The sequence below is a fragment of the Caballeronia sp. LjRoot34 genome, from assembly GCF_964253815.1.
Classification (GTDB): Bacteria; Pseudomonadota; Gammaproteobacteria; order Burkholderiales; family Burkholderiaceae; genus Caballeronia.
The window spans coordinates 2,777,658-2,794,423 of the sequence record NZ_CAXUSB020000001.1 but is presented as its reverse complement, the minus strand read 5'-3'; the positions used below and the strand labels follow the sequence as shown (position 1 = coordinate 2,794,423).

Here is a 16,766-nt window from a genome sequence, read left to right as displayed (position 1 = left end):
ATGCCCGACGCACCCCAAAAAAGCGGCCGTGAAGGCCGCTTTTTATTTGTCTGCTCAATCAGGACTGCGCGTCGTTCGGCACGCGTTCCGGCGCCGGGCTAAAATCGAACGTGTGTTCCACCCATCTATCAAATGGTCGCGATGTGATTTTTTGCGAACGGTCGTTCACAAAACGCGTTTTTGCGATTAAACTTTCTGACAAGCCCCGATCAGCATGAAGGTTCTCGACTTGAAGTGCTCGCACGACCATCGTTTCGAAGGCTGGTTTGCTTCGACCGATGAGTTCGAATCCCAGTTGTCGCGCAAGCTCGTGGCTTGCCCGGTGTGCTCGACAACGGAGGTGAGCCGCATGCCGTCGGCGCCGCGCCTGAATTTGTCGGCGAGCCGCTCTTCGAGCAGTTCCGATCAGGGCGAAAAAGAAGCCGCCGGATCGAACGGGTCGAACGGATCGAACGTCATGCAAGCGGCCAGGCCGCCGCAAGACGCCGACCAGGCGCTTCAGGCGCGTGCGCTGCAGTTCATGCGGGAAATTCTCGCGAAGACGGAGAACGTGGGCGACCGTTTTGCTGAAGAGGCGCGGCGCATGCATTACGACGAAGCGCCGGCGCGCAATATTCGCGGCGTCGCAACGCCGGAAGATGCGCACGCATTGATGGAAGAAGGCATCGACGTGATGCCGTTGCCCGTGCCGGCCGCACTGAAAGAGCCGCTGCAATAAGCTGAACAGGTTCAGCTAAGGCGCGTCTCCTCATGGCCGACCCGGGTCATGACAGGAGACACAGCGCATGGACCTGAATTATTCCCCCGCCGACGACGCATTTCGCGCCGACATCCGCGCCTGGCTCGACGCCAACCTGCCGCAAGCTCTGCGGACCAAGGTACTCGATCACAAACGTCTGAATCGCGACGACTTCGCGAGCTGGCACAAACTGCTCGGCACGCGTGGCTGGTCGGTTGTCGCGTGGCCGAAGGAGTACGGCGGCCCGGGTTGGGACGCGACGCAGCGCCACATCTGGGACGAAGAATGCGCTCGCATTGGTGCGCCCGGCGTGTTGCCGTTCGGGGTATCGATGGTCGCGCCCGTCCTGATGAAATACGGCAGCGACGCGCAAAAAGCCCACTACTTGCCGCGCATTCTCGATGGCACTGACTGGTGGTGCCAGGGTTATTCAGAACCCGGATCGGGTTCGGATCTGGCGTCGCTGCGAACCCGTGCTGAACGCCAGGGCGATCACTACGTGGTCAACGGTCAGAAAACCTGGACTACGCTCGGTCAGTTCGCCGACATGATGTTCTGCCTCGTGCGCACCGACACCGGCGCGAAGAAACAGGAAGGCATCTCGTTCCTTCTCATCGATATGAAGACGCCCGGCATTACCGTGCGCCCGATCATCACGCTCGATGAAGATCACGAGGTCAACGAAGTGTTCCTCGAAGACGTTAAGGTGCCGCTTGAGAATCTGGTCGGCGAGGAAAATCGCGGCTGGACCTATGCGAAGTATTTGCTCGGGCATGAACGCACGGGCATTGCGCGCGTGGGGCAATCGAAGCGAGAACTGGTGTTCCTGAAACGGCTCGCCGCCAATCAAAAGAAGGGCGACCTTTCATTACTCAGCGACCCGGTGTTTTCATCAAAAATTGCCGCGCTGGAGATCGAGATGATGGCGCTCGAGGTCACCGTGCAACGCGTCGTGGCGAGCGAAGCGAACGGGCGCGGGCCAGGACCGGAGGCATCGATGCTCAAGATCAAGGGCACTGAAGTCCAGCAGGCGCTGACCGAGCTCATGGTTGAAGCCATCGGCCCGCAGGCTGCCGCGTTCGATCCCGCGTATCTGGAAGGCGAACGTGAACACAGCCTGGCCGGCGACGACGACGCCGCGCCGCTTGCCGCGTATTACTTCAACTTCCGCAAGACGTCGATCTACGGCGGCTCGAACGAAATTCAAAAAAACATCATTGCGCAGATGATTCTGGGCTTGTGAGGAGCTGCACATGGACTTCAATTTCACCGATGAGCAGCAACAGTTCAGGGACGCATTGCGCCGGTATCTCGACAACGAGTACACGTTCGATGCACGCCAGAAGATCGTGGCGTCCAAGGAAGGTGTCGATGCAAAACATTGGACGGCATTCACCGAACTAGGCTTGACGGCCTTGCCGGCGCCTGAAGCGCAAGGCGGTTTCGATGGCGGTCCGGCCGACATGCTGGTCGTGATGCAGGAACTCGGACGTGCGCTTGTCGTGGAGCCGTACTGGGCGACGGCGGTGGGTATCGAAGCGCTGCGGCTGGTGGGCGATGACCACGCGAACGCGTTGCTGGAACGCGCGGCCAGCGGCGAGATCAAGCTCGCGGTGGCGTTTCACGAACCGCACGCCCGCTACGACCTGTTTTCGATCGATACCACCGCGCAGGAGAAAGGCGATGGTTTCGTGCTGAGTGGCCAGAAGTCGTTGGTCCTTCACGGCGCACAGGCGGACTACTGGATCGTGCCGGCGCGGCTGGCTGGCGAAATCGCATTGTTTGCAGTTGCGCGTGACGCGGCGAATGCGGAAGTCATCGAGTATCGGACGATCGATGGTCAGCGCGCTGCTACGCTCACTTTCAAGGCGGCGCCCGCCGAGCGCCTTGGCAACAGCAGCACGGGCGCAGCCACGCTTGAGCGCATCGCCGATTACGCGACGTTCCTGTTGTGCGCCGAAGCCGTCGGCGTGCTCGATGCGCTGAATCACGCGACGGTCGAGTACACGAAGGAGCGTAAGCAATTTGGCACGCCCATCGCGCGTTTCCAGGCGTTGCAGCATCGCATGGTCGAGATGCTGATTCACGCGGAGCAGGCGCGTTCGATCACGTATCTTGCTGCCGCGCGATATACCAGCGATGACGCCAATGAACGCCGCCGCGCAATTTCCGCAGCCAAGGCGCGGGTCGGTCAGGCAGCGCGCTTTGTCGGTCAGCAGGCGGTGCAACTGCATGGCGGGATGGGTGTGACGAACGAAGTGGCGGCGGCGCATTGGTTCAAGCGCTTGTCGATCATCGAGACAACGTTAGGCGATGTCGATCATCATCTGGCACGGTTTGCGTCGTTGCCTGGATTCGCCGACACTGACGTTTAAATAATCGATGCATTGAAAAAGGAGAGCGGGCATGACGTTCAGCTATGAGGATTTCGAGGTTGGAGCGGTGGCTCAATTGAGCGGCCATACGTTTCTGAAAGAAGAGATTATCGAATTTGCCGGGCGCTATGATCCGCAGCCTTTTCATTTGAGCGAGGCGGGTGGCGAAGCATCGCCGTTTGGCGGATTGGTCGCGAGCGGCTGGAATACATGTTCGGCAATGATGGGCATTCTGGTGCGTGACATGCTCGCCGATTCCACATCGATGGGTTCGCCCGGACTCGATAACATCCGCTGGCTCAAGCCGGTTCGCGTGAATGACACCGTGAGGTTGACCGTGCGAGTGTTGAGCAAGCGCGTATCGGCCAGCAAGCCGGATCGTGGAATTGTCGGCACGCGTTGGGAGGCTTATAACCAGCATGACGAGTTGGTATTGACCGTGGATTCAGCGGCCATCTTCGGGCTTCGTCATCCGGGAAACTCGCAATGACGCTAGCCACGTTAGCCAGCGCAGCCGAGGTTAAAGCCGCGGAGGGTGGCGAAGAGTATGTGAGCGAGTGGCTGGAAATTGATCAATCACGCGTGAACCGATTCGCCGATGCCACCGACGATCATCAGTGGATCCACGTTGACGTAGAGAGAGCGAAAAAAGAATCGCCATTTGGCGGACCGATTGCGCATGGATTTTTAACCTTGGCATTGGTCCCGATGTGGCTGGATCAGTGCGTGCCGCTGCAGCAGAAAATGGGCGTGAACTACGGCATGAACAAGGTGCGGTTCATGTCGCCGGTGCGGGTCGGGACGAAGCTCCGGGCGAGGTTCGTAGCGGAAACGGTGACTGACGTGGAAGAGGGTGGGGTGCAGGTGATCTGGCGCGTGACCGTGCAGAAAGAAGGCGGTGAGAAGCCGGTATGCGCCGCTGAGTTCATCACCCGGCATTACTTCTGAACGTTGGTGCTTGGGGGCGTTATGCCGTACTCAGGCAGGTTCCTATAAAAAGGAACCTGCTAAGCCGGCCGCTTAACGCCTCGCGTACTGCTGCGCGCCAAACAGCACTTCGCGTTGTTTATCGCCGGTCAAATCCTTGCGAGCGGAAGCCAGCACCTCGACGCCGCGGATAACTGCAGGCCGCGCAGCAATCTCGTCAAACCAACGCTTCACGTTCGGAAATTCGTCCAGCTCAATACCCTGGTTTTTCCACGATCGCGTCCACGGAAACGTCGCGATATCAGCGATCGAATAATCATTTCCGGCGAGATACCGCGTTACGCCCAATTGCTTGTCCATCACGCCATATAAGCGCTTTGCTTCGTTCGAATATCGATTGACCGCGTACTCGATCTTCTCGGGCGAGTAGATCCGGAAATGATGCGCTTGACCCAGCATGGGTCCAATGCCGCCCATCTGGAACATCAACCACTGCATGGTCGTGTATCGGCCCACTGGATCCAGAGGCAAGAACTTCCCCGTTTTCTCAGCGAGATAAAACAGGATCGCACCGGATTCAAAAAGCGCGAGCGGCTTGCCTTCGGGGCCATCGCTATCGACAATCGCGGGGATCTTGTTGTTCGGGCTGATCGCCAGGAAATCAGGCGTGAATTGATCGCCCGCGCCGATATCGATGGGAATGGCTTTGTACTCGAGTCCGAGTTCTTCGAGCATGATATGAATCTTGTGGCCGTTCGGCGTGGCCCAACTATAGACGTCGATCATTTTCGTTCCTGGTGCTCAACACGGGGAAAGCGGCGACTCCGCCCAATCAGGAATCGTCGCCCAAAAACGCTGCCGAAAATTAGACCATAGTTCGCGGAAAGACGCTGAACACTGCTTCACGCGTACCGTGAAAGCTCCAGTTTGGCGATCGCGTTCCGATGTACTTCATCCGGCCCATCTGCAAGTCGCAATGTCCGTGCATGCGCATAGGCGTAAGCCAGCGGGAAATCGTCGGACACACCGGCGGCGCCGTGCGCCTGAATGGCCCAATCGATGATCTGGCACGCGATGTTCGGCGCAACCACCTTGATCATCGCGATCTCGCCGCGTGCGCCCTTGTTGCCTACCGTGTCCATCATGTAAGCCGCTTTCAGAGTGAGCAGACGCGCCTGTTCGATCATGATGCGCGCCTCGGCAATACGCTCCTGCGTCACGCCGTGCGCGGCGATCGGCTTGCCGAAAGCCACCCGTTGCAGCGTGCGTTTCGACATCAGTTCGAGCGCGCGTTCAGCCAGCCCGATCAGGCGCATGCAGTGATGAATGCGGCCCGGTCCCAGGCGTCCCTGCGCGATTTCAAAGCCGCGTCCTTCGCCAAGCAGCATATTCGATACCGGCACGCGTACATCCTCGAGCGTGATATCCATGTGGCCGTGCGGCGCGTCGTCGTAGCCGAACACCGAGAGCGGCCGATGCACTGTGATGCCGGTCGCATCGGCGGGAACGAGGATCATCGATTGTTGCTGATGTTTCGGCGCATCGGGATCGGTCTTGCCCATCACGATATACACCTTGCAGCGCGGATCGCCCGCACCCGACGACCACCACTTGCGGCCGTTGATCACGTAGCTGTCGCCGTCGCGCAGGATGCTGCACTGAATATTCGTCGCATCCGACGAAGCCACGTCCGGCTCAGTCATCAGGAACGCGGAACGGATCTCGCCCTGCAGCAACGGTTCGAGCCATTGCAGCTTTTGTTGCTCGCTGCCATATCGTTCGATGGTCTCCATGTTGCCCGTGTCCGGCGCGCCGCAATTGAAGACTTCGGGCGCCCATGGCACGCGGCCCATGATCTCGCAGAGCGGCGCGTATTCCAGATTGCTCAATCCGGCGCCACGTTCGGACGCGGGCAGGAACAGGTTCCAGAGGCCGGCATCGCGGGCTTGTTCCTTCAGCTTTTCGATCAGCTCAGTTGGAACCCATGCGTTGCCGTTGGCACGATTGGCGGCGACTTCAGCGTTGAACGCGCGTTCGTTCGGGTAGATGTGTTCATCGAAGAAATGGCTTAGCTTTTGGCGCAGTTCCTGCACTTTCGGCGTGTAATCGAAATTCATATGCTATCCTCATTAATCTCTATTCACCGACTTTCTGCGCATACAACCACGCGAGTTCGGCCATGGGTTTCGCGCGCTTTCCGGCATCAACAGCTTGCGCGCTCGCCGCCGTGCCTTCGCTTACCCGCTTCATGATTCCCTGCAGGATCGCGGCAATGCGGAACATGTTGTAGGCAAGATAGAAATTCCAGTCGCCCTGAATCGCCAAGCCCGTGCGTGCAAGGTATGTCGCGACGTATTCGCCCTCATCGGGAATGCCGAGCGCTGCCCAATCAAGGCCACCGATGCCGCGAAATTGCGTCGGATCGACGTGCCACGCCATGCAGTGGTAAGCGAAATCGGCGAGCGGATCGCCGAGCGTGGACAGTTCCCAGTCGAGCACGGCAAGCACGCGCGGTTCCGTCGGATGGAAGATCAGGTTGTCGAGCCGGAAGTCGCCATGAACGATCGATACACGTTCCGCCGGCGCGCCTTCTGCGCTGCGTGGAATATGCTTCGGCAACCATTCGATCAACTTGGTCATTGCGTCAATACGCTCGGTCTCCGACGCAACGTATTGCTTGCTCCAGCGGCCGATTTGACGCTCGAAATAGTTGCCGGGTTTGCCGTAGGTATCGAGGCCGACTTGCGTGATGTCCACCGAATGGAGCGCCGCGATCACGCGATTCATCTCGTTGTAGATTGCGCGGCGTTCGGACGGCGTCATGCCCGGCAGCGCCTGATCCCACAACACCCGGCCTTCGATGAACTCCATCACATAGAACGCCCGCCCGATCACGCTTTCGTCCTCGCATAGCGCGAACATTTTGGCGACGGGAACGTCGGTGCCGGCGAGGGCGTCCATTACGCGATATTCACGTTCGATCGCATGCGCCGATGGCAATAACTTCGCCGCCGGCCCGGGCTTCGATCGCATCACATAACTGCGCGCGGGCGTGATGAGCTTGAACGTGGGATTCGATTGGCCGCCGGCAAACTGCTCGACGGTGAGTGGTCCGGCAAAGCCTTCAACATGCGTTTCCAGCCACGCGGATAATGCCGGAACATCGAATTGTTGCCGCTCGTTGACCGGGCGTGTTCCCTCGAACGCGGAAAAATCCTGCGGCGCGGGGGTATCGTTTGCAGCCATCGTTGTCTCCTCCGGTCTCGCGTTTGTTGAGGCATCACGCGGCGTCGTGCCGTTCACAGCGCTGTTTTTCGCGTGCAGGCCGCGTGCCCGCTATGACTTCATCAGCGATTTAAAACGAACGAACTGCGCGTACAGCAGTTCCATGGTCGTGTTCCGCACCCCGACGTGAAGCGGCGAGGGCGGTGAATGGTTCAGCGCGCGGATCACCCAGTCGCCGGGTTTATCGCCGACATCGAGCGCATTGATGCAGCCCGTGGTCTGCGAGAGATGGCCGAAAAACGTGCGGCCACCGCTTGTGATCGCGTGCGACAACAACGCGCGATTGACGCCGCCGTGCAGCACGAGCAGTACCGTGTCCCACGAAGCATCGTCGCGCAGGTTTTGCAGCGGCGGCAACACGCGATCCAGCAACTCGCCGATAGTCTCACCGCCCAAAAACGACGTGGCTTCCGGCACGATGCCATCGAAAACGCTGAGAAAAGCGCGCTCAAAATCTTTGGGAGGAAGGTCTCCCAGCCGGCCGCCGCGAATTTCCTGCCACTCCGGCCAGATGTCGATGTCGATCTGCTGACCGGTTTCGGCCAGCACGCGCTGCGCCGTCTCGATCGTGCGTGGCAAGCCGCTGGCGATGACTTTATCGAAGCGAATTTGCTGCGCCTTGAACTCGCGTCCAGCCGCGCTTGCTTCCTCGCGGCCACGTTCATTCAGCGGTACGCCTTCCGGGTCGATGGCGCGGCCGCTGGCATCGAAGTAAGTCACGTCGCCGTGGCGCATCAGGAAAATGCGGCGGCGCTTGGGCAGTTCGTACGAGGTCGTCATTTGTAGTGCGGTGGCCGTTTTTCAAGGAACGCGTTGATGCCTTCGAGCGCGTTGCCGTTATGCAGGGCATCGACGAAACCATCGCGTTCGTCATCCAGATGTTGCGCCAACGACTGCGTTTCGGCCGCTGCGATCAGCGTCTTGATTCGCGCGAGCGCTTTCGGCGCCATGCGGCCCAGTTCATCCGCCCACGCGATGGCGGTATCGAGCGCTGCGCCCGGTTTCGTCACGCGGTTCACAACACCAACATCATGCAACCGCGTGGCGCGAATCGGTTTTGCTTCAAGCAGGATTTCGGTGGCGAGCGCACGCGGCAAAGCGCGCGTGAGGAACCATGAACCGCCACCGTCAGGCGTGAGGCCCACGCGGGAATATGACATCACGAACTTGGCGTCGTCAGCCGCGACCAGCAGATCGCACGCGAGCGCCAGCGAGAAACCCGCCCCCGCTGCCGCGCCTTCGACGGCCGCGATTACCGGTTTCGTCGATGACCGCAATGCGACGATCCACTCGCCGAGCATGTCGATACTCGCGGCTTGCACCGAGGGATCTTTCGCACGGTTTTCCAGCAAGCGGTTCAGGTTGCCGCCGGCGCAAAAGAAGTTATCGGCGCCGGTCAGCACGATTACGCGCACGGACGTATCCCGTTCAGCCGTATTCATCGCTTCGATGCCGGCCGTGTACATGTCCGGGTGCAGCGCATTGCGTGCGCCCGGATTGGACAGCTTGAGAACGAGCGTGGTGTCGCTTTCGGCGGGGCGGACGGAGAGCAGTTCGGCGCTCATGCTGCGGCCTCATCGAAGGTGAGCGACAAGCCGAGCTGCGCACGTCGCGTGAGCCACGGCGACGGGCGATAACGCGGATCGCCGAGCACAGCCTGCATGTTGCGCAGGATCGTGAGAATCGTGCTCGCGCCGAGCGCATCGCCAAGCGCAAGCGGACCGCGCGGATAACCTAAGCCAAGCGTGACGGCCAGATCGATATCCGCAGGCGATGCAATGCGTTGCTGCGCAATATCGCAACCAATGTTGACGATGGTCGCCACCACGCGCTGCGCGACAAACCCGGTCGAATCGCGGATCACCGTGACGGGCACGCCATCGAAAGCGAAGAGCGCGTGCGCGGCGTCGCGAAACTCGGCGGTCGTGGCAGGCGTGGTCATGATGGTGCGGCGGGCGGCATCGGCGAGCGGGAACAAAGTGTCGATAGCGACCGTGCGCGACGCGTCCAGTTTCTCCGCGACAGAAGCAGTGGTGGCATCGTGGCCGAGCGGCGTGACAATGATCAGCGAATCGGGTGCCGGAGTGCCGCCGGTATCAATAGTGACCGCCGTTTCCATCTTCGCGATCAGCCGGAACACCTCTTCACGCGCATGGGCAGATGCCCGGCTCACCCACACGCGACGCGGCAGCGTCGTCGGCGCGGGCGCTTCCTCGGGAATTTGCTGCTTGCCGTCTACATACTTATAGAAACCTTCGCCCACCTTGCGTCCGATCAACCCGCCGGCAAGCCGCGTCCCGGTAATGGGCGACGGCGTGAAGCGCGGTTCCTCATAGAACTGGTGATAGATCGACTCCATCACCGGATGCGACACGTCGAGCGCCGTCAGGTCCAGCAACTCGAACGGCCCGAGCCGGAAGCCGGCTTGTTCGCGCATGATCCGGTCGATATCGGCGAAACTCGCGACGCCTTCGCTCGCAATCCTTAGCCCCTCGGTATTCATGCCGCGCCCGGCGTGATTCACGATAAACCCAGGCATGTCCTTCGCGCGCACGGCCGTGTGGCCCATCTGGCGGCCGAGCGCCATCAGCGCGTCGCCGGCAGCGGGGTCGCCACGCAAGCCGTCGATCACTTCGACCACTTTCATCAGCGGAACGGGGTTGAAGAAGTGCAGGCCGACCACGCGCTCCGGCTTGGCACAGCCCGCGGCAATGGCCGTGATAGACAGCGACGATGTATTCGACGCCAGAATGCAATTTTCGCCGACCACGCCCTCAAGCTCGCGGAACAGTTCCCGCTTGACGTCCAGTTTTTCCACGATTGCTTCAACCACCACATCGCAATCGGCCAGCTCGCCGATCGCATTGGCCGCGTGAATGCGCGCCAACGCGGCATGCGCATCGGCTTCGTTCAGCTTGCCTTTTGCGGCGAGTTTGTTCAGGGTATCGGCGAGATACTCGCGTGCAGCCGTGACGGCTTGCTGGTTGGTGTCGTACAGACGCACGTTCAGGCCGCCCAGCGCTGCGATCTGCGCGATGCCGCGTCCCATCGCGCCGCTGCCGACAATACCCACGGTCCGAATCTCTGTGTCGCGAAAACTCATGGCGTGTCTCACTCCTTATTTGCTAGATTAGCACGGTCGTACTTGTTATAAGGTGGCCCCGAAGGCCGCCGATTGCCCGTATTGCTTAAAAACGAAAGATGTCCAGGAGACTCAAGATGCTCAAGCTGTATGGTTTTCCGCTGTCCAACTACGTGAACAAGGTGAAGTTCGTGCTGCTCGAACACGGCATTCCGTTCGAGGAGGTGCGTGCGAATTTCGGCCAGGACGAAGCAACGCTTGCGCTCTCGCCGCTCGGCAAGGTTCCGTATGTGGAGACCGAGGACGGGGCGTTGTGCGAGTCGCAGGTGATTGTCGAATATCTGGCGAGCGCTTATCCGGAGAAACCCATTTTTTCCGCCGACCCGTTCACGGCCGCCAAGGAGCGCGAGATGATCGTGTTCATCGAAACACACCTGGAACTGGTTGCCCGAGAGCTCTACAAGCAGGCATTTTTCGGTGGCACCGTGACCGATTACACCAAGGTGCGCGCGGAAAAACGGCTCAGGCATGGTATTGCCGGATTCAAGCGAATTGCGAGGTTCGAACCGTACGCGCTCGGCACGACCTTCAGTATCGCCGATGTGAGCGCATTCGTGAATTTGCCGCTGATCGGGCTGACGACGAAAGCCATCTACGGAGCGGATTTCCTGCTGGAAGCGGGGATCGACTGGAAGGCGCACAACAAGCGGGTGGGCGAGCGGCCGGCTGCGCAGAAAGTCACCGCAGACCGGCTCGCCTTCATGGACGCGCAGAAAAAGACGCTGCCAAAGATTGAGTCTTAAAGATTGGCGAGACGCTCAAGCGCGGTGCGCAGCGTCTCTTCCTTTTTCGCGAAGCAAAAACGCACGACGCCCGATTCGTGGCTCTCGTGATAAAACGCCGATACCGGAATGGCCGCGACGCCAATCTCGCTCGTGAGCCATTGCGAGAACTCGGCTTCCGGCAGGTCGCTGATGGCCGAATAGTCCACGCACTGGAAGTACGTGCCGTCGCAAGGCAGCAGCTTGAAGCGCGAGTTGGCGAGGCCATCGCGGAAAAAGTCGCGTTTTTGCTGATAAAAAGCGGGCAATTCCAGATACGGCGCGGGGTCTTTCAGGTATTCCGCAATGCCGACTTGCATCGGCGTATTCACGGTGAAGACGTTGAACTGGTGGACCTTGCGGAATTCCGCCGTCAGCGCGGCGGGCGCGGCGACGTAACCCACCTTCCAGCCCGTTACGTGGAAGGTCTTGCCGAAACTCGATACCACGAAACTGCGCGCAGCCAGGTCCGGATAGCGCGACACGCTTTCGTGCGGGGCGCCGTCGAAGACCATGTGTTCGTAGACTTCGTCGGAGAGAATCAGCACGTCGGTGCCGCGCAGGATCTCGTCAAGCTTCTGTAAGTCCTCTGCGCGCCAGACGCGACCCGTCGGGTTGTGCGGCGAGTTGATGATCAGCAGGCGCGTTTTCGGCGTGATCGCGGCGGCAAGCTTGTCGAAGGGCACCGCGTAATCGGGTGCTTCCAACGATACAAACACCGGTTTGCCGCCCGCCAGCTCGATAGCCGGTACATAGCAGTCGTACATCGGCTCGATCACGACGACTTCGTCGCCCGGATGCACGCAGCACAAAATCGCGGTCAGGATGGCCTGGGTCGCGCCGGCCGTGACCGTGATCTCGCGCTCGATGTCATAGTGATGGCCATACAAGCGCTCGATCTTCTCGCCGATCGCGTGGCGCAGCGGCGCGGCGCCGGCCATCGGCGGATACTGGTTATGGCCGGCGCGCATGGCGTTCGACACGGCGTCCACAATGCGCGGATCGCATGCGAAATCGGGAAAGCCCTGACCTAGATTGACTGCGCCTTTCTGCGTTGCGAGCGCGCTCATGACCGTGAAGATGGTCGTGCCGACGTTCGGCAGGCGCGAAGTAATGGCGGGAACAGCGGGCGAATACGGCAGTTCGTGCGAGGCGTTCATGGTGTGGGCGATCGGCGGCGCTAAAGGAAAATGTGTCCTATTTTAAACATCGATCGCGTTTGTTTCTTCACAAGCTTCAATCTGCGCCTGAATGTGTACTTCAAAGCTGGCCACGAACGGCGCCGGCTGGGCGATTCGAAACCCGAAGTCACGTACCGTGCGTTTCGCGAGTTTAAGCAACGCGCGATCCTTCGATACCAGCCAGTCCGCCTTGCTCGCATGCGCCAGTTCAAGAAACTTCTGGTCGTCACGATCACGGCATTTCGGCAGCGGCGGCGCGTCGGCGGGCGGTGGTTCGGGGGCAACGAGTTCCGAAAGCCGCGCGACCGTTGCGAGCGCTTCGTCCTTATTCACGGCGAAGCGCACGAATTGCGGATAGTCCAGTACATACGTCAGTTCTTTGAGGCAGCGCGAATCGATCAACGCTTCCAGCGTACCGGCTTCAAGCGCGGCGCGGATTGGACGCGTGATGGGGTCATCGAACACCAGGATGTCGATCCAGACATTCGAATCCAGCACGGCGCGCAGCACGGGGGATTTTTTCATTCGATACAATCAAAGGTTTCCGTCTTCATCGTTGGCAGCATGCCGGCGAGCCCCTATGATAATCGTTCTATCGCCGGCCAAATCACTCGACTACGAGACCCCGCCTCACGTTACCAAGCACACGTTGCCTGAATTCGCCGCCGATTCCGCTGAACTGATCGACGCCTTGCGCAAGCTTTCGCCACAGGAAATCGGTAGCCTCATGCATATATCCGATCCGCTCGCGCGACTCAATTTCCAGCGCTACGCGGACTGGTCAGCGACCTTCGGCACGCATAATTCGAAGCAGGCCATGCTGGCGTTCAACGGTGACGTCTACGAGGGTTTTGACGCAAAGTCGCTGCACGCAGCGGATCTCGACTACGCTCAAACTCATGTGCGCGTGCTGTCCGGGTTGTACGGGCTGCTGCGGCCGCTGGATCTGTTGCAACCGTATCGGCTGGAAATGGGCACCAGGTTCGCCAACGCTCGCGGCAAGGATTTGTATGCGTTTTGGGGCGACCGCATCACGGCGGCCCTGAACGCACAGATAAAAAAGCAGAAGGGCGCACGCGTGCTGGTGAACTGCGCGTCCAACGAGTATTTCAGGTCGGTGCAGCCGAAGCGACTCGACGCACCGGTGATATCGCCGGTCTTCCAGGACTGGAAGAATGGCCAGTACAAGATCATCAGTTTTCACGCTAAACGCGCACGCGGCCTGATGGCGCGATTTGCGGTGCAGCATCGAATTGACGAGCCGGAAGGACTGAAGGCTTTCGAGAGCGAAGGGTATGCCTTCGATAAAAAGGCATCGACCGAAACGAGTTATGTGTATCGCCGGCGGCTGGGTCTTTGAGCGCAGCGATTGCGCACTGGATTCCGCCTGATTCCGCCTGATTCCGCCTGATTCCGCACTATTAAGGAAGCGTCATGAGCATTTCAATCACGAGTCAATTCGATGCAGGCGCGATCGACGTTGTGTCGGTCGAGGACCCCGCAGCCATTCGCCTGCGTGTGCGTCCGGACAGCCACGCGGACTTCGCGCAGTGGTTCTGCTTCCGCGTTTCGGGCGTGCGCGACGAGCCGCTCACGATGACCTTCGAGAACGCCGCTGATTGCGCGTTCGCCGATGGCTGGCGCGACTATCGGGCGGTGGCGAGCTACGACCGGATCAACTGGTTCCGCGTACCCACACGCTATGACGGCCGTGTATTGACCATCGAGCACACACCCGATTTCGACGCCGTCTATTACGCCTATTTCGAGCCGTATAGCGAAGAGCGCCACGCGGGCTTCCTCGGCGCCGTTCAGCAGATGCCGCACGCGACGCTGACGGAAATTGGCCAGACGGTGCAGGGCCGGCCGATGTCGCTGGTGTCGCTGGGGTTGACCGAAGTGACCGAGCGCCCGGTGAAGCCGAAGAAGAACGTGTGGATCATCGCGCGTCAGCATCCCGGCGAGACCATGGCCGAGTGGTTCGTGGAAGGGCTGATCAAACGGCTGGCGGGCTGGGGCGACTGGGCGGGCGATCCGGTCGCGCGATTGATCTTTGATCACGCTGTGTTCCATATCGTGCCGAACATGAATCCCGATGGCAGCGCGCTCGGTAATCTGCGCACCAATGCCGCGGGCGCCAACCTGAATCGCGAATGGATGGAACCCGACGCTGCGCGCAGCCCTGAAGTGCTGGCCGTTCGTAACGCCATTCACGCGCTGGGCTGCGATCTTTTCTTCGATATCCACGGTGACGAAGCGCTGCCTTACGTGTTCGTGGCCGGCTCGGAAATGCTGCCCGGCTTTACCGAAAAACAAGCGAAGGAACAGAAGGCTTTCATTGAATGCTTCAAGCAGGCGAGCCCGGATTTTCAGGACGTGTACGGCTATGAAGCGAGCAAGTACCAGACGGATGCGTTGAAGCTGGCGTCTAAATATGTGGGCAATGAGTTCGGATGTTTGTCGCTGACGCTTGAGATGCCGTTCAAGGACAACGCGAATCTGCCGGACGAGCGGGTGGGCTGGAACGGCGAGCGTAGCGCTGCGCTGGGGGCGTCGATGCTTCAGGCTATCCTGCGGCATCTGCAGGCGTTCTGAGGCTAGCTAACGGAGTGAAGTGAGCGCCGGTGAATGCACGCGATAGGTGTGCGTTCCGAAGGAGCTGCATCAAAAGGGTGTGATCGCTGGACGGCGATCACGCCCTTTTGCCTTGGCGTTTGAGCTTGAGATAGTGACTCAGTAGACGGTGACGCAGAGGCCTATGATTCAGAGGTCTACGCCGCAGTAGGCGTTGACTCGGAGTACTGCAGCTCAGTGCTTCTTTTTGCTCGCCGATTTTTTCGTCGGCTTGCCGCCTGCCGATTTCGAGCTCGTCTTGCCTTTGCCCTTGACCGCGCCATGGTGGCCTCTTGCACCGTGGCTCGAGCGGGGTTCGGCGCGCGGCCTGGCTGACGGAACGGGATCATTCCAGCCGAAAGCCAGCATCTGGCTGCCTACGTAGCCGCAGCGGAACTTCAGCGTGGAAGGGCTGGAGTCGCCGTCCTTGGTGACGCCAAGGCCCTCGACCGTCACGACGTTGTCCACCTTGATGCGTTGCTTGTGGTCATCGAATGCGTCGTTCCAAGGGGTGATGCTGCCATGCGCCGAGTCGAAGGAACTGGCCGGAAACTCCACGTGATCGAACGCCGTCGACGTACTCGCCACGAAACTTCCGTGTGCGGCGCAGTCAGCCACCAAGGGATTGGCGTTGAAGTCGGTGACGAAGTGGTTGACGAGCTCGTTGCGTTCGTCGAGCGTATCGGCGAACGCGGTGGCGCTGCATGCGGCCGACGCGAGTGTCGCCATTGATGCAATTGCCACCAGCCGGCCGACCAGCCGCAGCAGTCGACGCGGTACTTGAATACTATCCATCAGGTTCTGCACTAAAGAGACAACAGGCACGTAAGATGCCCGACAGTGAGCGGGAGTTCCATCTTATATTAAATTCTTTCACGAACCGCCAACGATGTCCGGCCTCGACACAGTTCTGTCGTGGACTTTGATGCGGGATAAGGTTTGGAATTGGTGCGGCGTTCAGACGCGCGGCCCACGATCCAGCCGATAACGCCGGACGTCGAACGTAGTGATCCAGGTAGGCCGATAGACGGTAATCAGGATGGTGAACACGCCAGTGAACAAGGCCTCGCCGGCTACGAGCAGGGAGGCAGCGAGCGTAAATCCAGCCGGGATAATAAGCTCGCCGTTGGCAAGCACGATTTCCAGAAGCAGGCCAGCCGAGCATGCTACGGCGACGGCACATGCCGATGTCAGGAAACCGTGGCCGACAATGAAGACGAAGAGGCTGCGCGGGATCCACGCCTGGATGGCCTTCTGTAGCAGCGACGATACGGCAACAGGCAATGCCCCGAACAATATGAAGGTCACAGGAACGCCGGGCCATGAGGCATCCAGCACAACGGCCGCCAGACCGCTTGTCACGGCCATCCCGACCAGTGCGAGTTGCCAGTCGAACAGCGTGACCATCAGCGTGGCGCCAAGCAGATGAATGGCGGGACCGTCTTCGAACCATGTATTGCACGCCCACAGCACCGTCACCGCGACGACAATGCCGAACCAGACGTGCTGAAGCGTCCCATCTTGCAACCGTCGAAACGGGTTCTTCCAGATCGCAAGCGCGAGCACACCCACAGTGACAATCCAGCCACCTATTGCGAGCCAAAGCGGAAGAGGTGTGTAGAAGAAACCCATAAATCTTATATTACTCGTTTGCGCCCGAAAACGTGCGCATTGACTGTGCCAGCGGGGATTTTCCAACACGCAACGCGTCAATTCACGCGTTGCGTCCCGACTATGAAATGA

18 protein-coding genes are annotated in these 16,766 nt (G+C 59.9%); 8 read left to right on the top strand and 10 right to left on the bottom strand.

Annotated features, from left to right (window positions below; translation table 11 throughout):
* The first annotated feature begins 214 nt into the window (after positions 1-214).
* From ACSQ36_RS12490 to ACSQ36_RS12470, 5 genes are all read left to right on the top strand, one after another.
* Positions 215-718, top strand: coding sequence for a DUF1178 family protein (locus ACSQ36_RS12490; protein WP_436182121.1), 504 nt, complete (start codon positions 215-217; stop codon positions 716-718).
* A gap of 67 nt (positions 719-785) precedes the next feature.
* Entirely contained in the window at positions 786-1,982 is a 1,197-nt protein-coding gene (locus tag ACSQ36_RS12485; RefSeq protein ID WP_436182120.1) for an acyl-CoA dehydrogenase family protein, read from the top strand.
* Positions 1,983-1,992: 10 nt separating this feature from the next.
* Positions 1,993-3,114, top strand: coding sequence for an acyl-CoA dehydrogenase family protein (locus ACSQ36_RS12480; RefSeq protein WP_436182119.1), 1,122 nt, complete (start codon positions 1,993-1,995; stop codon positions 3,112-3,114).
* Positions 3,115-3,145: 31 nt separating this feature from the next.
* On the top strand, positions 3,146-3,604 hold the full coding sequence (locus ACSQ36_RS12475; RefSeq protein ID WP_213767362.1) for a MaoC family dehydratase: 459 nt from the start codon (positions 3,146-3,148) through the stop codon (positions 3,602-3,604).
* Positions 3,601-4,062 (top strand): MaoC family dehydratase, encoded by a 462-nt coding sequence (locus tag ACSQ36_RS12470; RefSeq protein ID WP_436182118.1) that lies wholly within the window; start codon positions 3,601-3,603, stop codon positions 4,060-4,062. The genes ACSQ36_RS12475 and ACSQ36_RS12470 overlap by 4 nt, the downstream gene beginning before the upstream one ends.
* Before the next feature lie 72 nt (positions 4,063-4,134).
* On the opposite strand, the gene ACSQ36_RS12465 is transcribed toward ACSQ36_RS12470, so the two are convergent.
* From ACSQ36_RS12465 to ACSQ36_RS12440, 6 genes are all read right to left on the bottom strand, one after another.
* Positions 4,135-4,827 (bottom strand): glutathione binding-like protein, encoded by a 693-nt coding sequence (locus tag ACSQ36_RS12465; protein WP_436182117.1) that lies wholly within the window; start codon positions 4,825-4,827, stop codon positions 4,135-4,137.
* A 116-nt stretch (positions 4,828-4,943) separates the two neighbouring features.
* Complete coding sequence (locus tag ACSQ36_RS12460; RefSeq protein WP_436182116.1) at positions 4,944-6,158, bottom strand: acyl-CoA dehydrogenase; 1,215 nt, start codon at positions 6,156-6,158, stop codon at positions 4,944-4,946.
* Between the two features lie 19 nt (positions 6,159-6,177).
* On the bottom strand, positions 6,178-7,287 hold the full coding sequence (locus ACSQ36_RS12455; RefSeq protein ID WP_436182115.1) for a phosphotransferase: 1,110 nt from the start codon (positions 7,285-7,287) through the stop codon (positions 6,178-6,180).
* A gap of 90 nt (positions 7,288-7,377) precedes the next feature.
* Positions 7,378-8,106 carry a histidine phosphatase family protein gene (locus ACSQ36_RS12450; RefSeq protein WP_436182114.1) on the bottom strand — a complete coding sequence of 243 codons (729 nt, stop codon included), beginning with the start codon at positions 8,104-8,106 and terminating at the stop codon, positions 7,378-7,380.
* Entirely contained in the window at positions 8,103-8,891 is a 789-nt protein-coding gene (locus ACSQ36_RS12445; RefSeq protein ID WP_436182113.1) for an oxepin-CoA hydrolase, alternative type, read from the bottom strand. Before ACSQ36_RS12445 ends, ACSQ36_RS12450 begins: the two co-directional genes overlap by 4 nt.
* A complete protein-coding gene (locus tag ACSQ36_RS12440; RefSeq protein WP_436182112.1) occupies positions 8,888-10,429 on the bottom strand; it encodes a 3-hydroxyacyl-CoA dehydrogenase in 1,542 nt (513 codons plus the stop codon). The genes ACSQ36_RS12445 and ACSQ36_RS12440 overlap by 4 nt, the downstream gene beginning before the upstream one ends.
* 116 nt (positions 10,430-10,545) lie before the next feature.
* Here ACSQ36_RS12440 and ACSQ36_RS12435 point away from each other — a divergent pair, with 116 nt between their 5' ends.
* Positions 10,546-11,211 (top strand): glutathione S-transferase family protein, encoded by a 666-nt coding sequence (locus tag ACSQ36_RS12435; RefSeq protein ID WP_436182111.1) that lies wholly within the window; start codon positions 10,546-10,548, stop codon positions 11,209-11,211.
* Here the strand turns inward: ACSQ36_RS12435 and ACSQ36_RS12430 are convergent.
* Both ACSQ36_RS12430 and ACSQ36_RS12425 read right to left on the bottom strand, forming a co-directional pair.
* Entirely contained in the window at positions 11,208-12,389 is a 1,182-nt protein-coding gene (locus ACSQ36_RS12430; protein WP_436182110.1) for a pyridoxal phosphate-dependent aminotransferase, read from the bottom strand. The genes ACSQ36_RS12435 and ACSQ36_RS12430 overlap by 4 nt on opposite strands.
* 42 nt (positions 12,390-12,431) lie before the next feature.
* Positions 12,432-12,935, bottom strand: coding sequence for a putative toxin-antitoxin system toxin component, PIN family (locus ACSQ36_RS12425; RefSeq protein ID WP_436182109.1), 504 nt, complete (start codon positions 12,933-12,935; stop codon positions 12,432-12,434).
* 55 nt (positions 12,936-12,990) lie between these two features.
* Between ACSQ36_RS12425 and yaaA the strand changes: the two genes are divergently transcribed.
* Both yaaA and ACSQ36_RS12415 read left to right on the top strand, forming a co-directional pair.
* Positions 12,991-13,770 carry a peroxide stress protein YaaA gene (gene yaaA, locus ACSQ36_RS12420; RefSeq protein WP_436182108.1) on the top strand — a complete coding sequence of 260 codons (780 nt, stop codon included), beginning with the start codon at positions 12,991-12,993 and terminating at the stop codon, positions 13,768-13,770.
* Positions 13,771-13,844: 74 nt separating this feature from the next.
* Positions 13,845-15,005 (top strand): M14 family metallopeptidase, encoded by a 1,161-nt coding sequence (locus tag ACSQ36_RS12415; RefSeq protein ID WP_436182107.1) that lies wholly within the window; start codon positions 13,845-13,847, stop codon positions 15,003-15,005.
* Positions 15,006-15,218: 213 nt separating this feature from the next.
* On the opposite strand, the gene ACSQ36_RS12410 is transcribed toward ACSQ36_RS12415, so the two are convergent.
* A complete protein-coding gene (locus tag ACSQ36_RS12410) occupies positions 15,219-15,818 on the bottom strand; it encodes a BspC domain-containing protein (RefSeq protein ID WP_213767349.1) in 600 nt (199 codons plus the stop codon).
* A gap of 162 nt (positions 15,819-15,980) precedes the next feature.
* Positions 15,981-16,655: a hypothetical protein gene (locus tag ACSQ36_RS12405; RefSeq protein ID WP_213767348.1), complete on the bottom strand. Its 675-nt coding sequence runs from the start codon at positions 16,653-16,655 to the stop codon at positions 15,981-15,983.
* Positions 16,656-16,766: the final 111 nt, after the last annotated feature.

What these genes read in the sequence shown, in the direction of transcription:
- ACSQ36_RS12430 (WP_436182110.1), bottom strand. Translation starts at nt 12,389, where the DNA reads ATGAACGCCTCGCACGAACTGCCGTATTCGCCCGCTGTTCCCGCCATT.
- ACSQ36_RS12415 (WP_436182107.1), top strand. Translation starts at nt 13,845, where the DNA reads ATGAGCATTTCAATCACGAGTCAATTCGATGCAGGCGCGATCGACGTT.
- ACSQ36_RS12485 (WP_436182120.1), top strand. Translation starts at nt 786, where the DNA reads ATGGACCTGAATTATTCCCCCGCCGACGACGCATTTCGCGCCGACATC.
- yaaA (WP_436182108.1), top strand. Translation starts at nt 12,991, where the DNA reads ATGATAATCGTTCTATCGCCGGCCAAATCACTCGACTACGAGACCCCG.
- ACSQ36_RS12445 (WP_436182113.1), bottom strand. Translation starts at nt 8,891, where the DNA reads ATGAGCGCCGAACTGCTCTCCGTCCGCCCCGCCGAAAGCGACACCACG.
- ACSQ36_RS12465 (WP_436182117.1), bottom strand. Translation starts at nt 4,827, where the DNA reads ATGATCGACGTCTATAGTTGGGCCACGCCGAACGGCCACAAGATTCAT.
- ACSQ36_RS12475 (WP_213767362.1), top strand. Translation starts at nt 3,146, where the DNA reads ATGACGTTCAGCTATGAGGATTTCGAGGTTGGAGCGGTGGCTCAATTG.
- ACSQ36_RS12455 (WP_436182115.1), bottom strand. Translation starts at nt 7,287, where the DNA reads ATGGCTGCAAACGATACCCCCGCGCCGCAGGATTTTTCCGCGTTCGAG.
- ACSQ36_RS12450 (WP_436182114.1), bottom strand. Translation starts at nt 8,106, where the DNA reads ATGACGACCTCGTACGAACTGCCCAAGCGCCGCCGCATTTTCCTGATG.
- ACSQ36_RS12490 (WP_436182121.1), top strand. Translation starts at nt 215, where the DNA reads ATGAAGGTTCTCGACTTGAAGTGCTCGCACGACCATCGTTTCGAAGGC.
- ACSQ36_RS12405 (WP_213767348.1), bottom strand. Translation starts at nt 16,655, where the DNA reads ATGGGTTTCTTCTACACACCTCTTCCGCTTTGGCTCGCAATAGGTGGC.
- ACSQ36_RS12425 (WP_436182109.1), bottom strand. Translation starts at nt 12,935, where the DNA reads ATGAAAAAATCCCCCGTGCTGCGCGCCGTGCTGGATTCGAATGTCTGG.
- ACSQ36_RS12460 (WP_436182116.1), bottom strand. Translation starts at nt 6,158, where the DNA reads ATGAATTTCGATTACACGCCGAAAGTGCAGGAACTGCGCCAAAAGCTA.
- ACSQ36_RS12470 (WP_436182118.1), top strand. Translation starts at nt 3,601, where the DNA reads ATGACGCTAGCCACGTTAGCCAGCGCAGCCGAGGTTAAAGCCGCGGAG.
- ACSQ36_RS12410 (WP_213767349.1), bottom strand. Translation starts at nt 15,818, where the DNA reads ATGGATAGTATTCAAGTACCGCGTCGACTGCTGCGGCTGGTCGGCCGG.
- ACSQ36_RS12440 (WP_436182112.1), bottom strand. Translation starts at nt 10,429, where the DNA reads ATGAGTTTTCGCGACACAGAGATTCGGACCGTGGGTATTGTCGGCAGC.
- ACSQ36_RS12435 (WP_436182111.1), top strand. Translation starts at nt 10,546, where the DNA reads ATGCTCAAGCTGTATGGTTTTCCGCTGTCCAACTACGTGAACAAGGTG.
- ACSQ36_RS12480 (WP_436182119.1), top strand. Translation starts at nt 1,993, where the DNA reads ATGGACTTCAATTTCACCGATGAGCAGCAACAGTTCAGGGACGCATTG.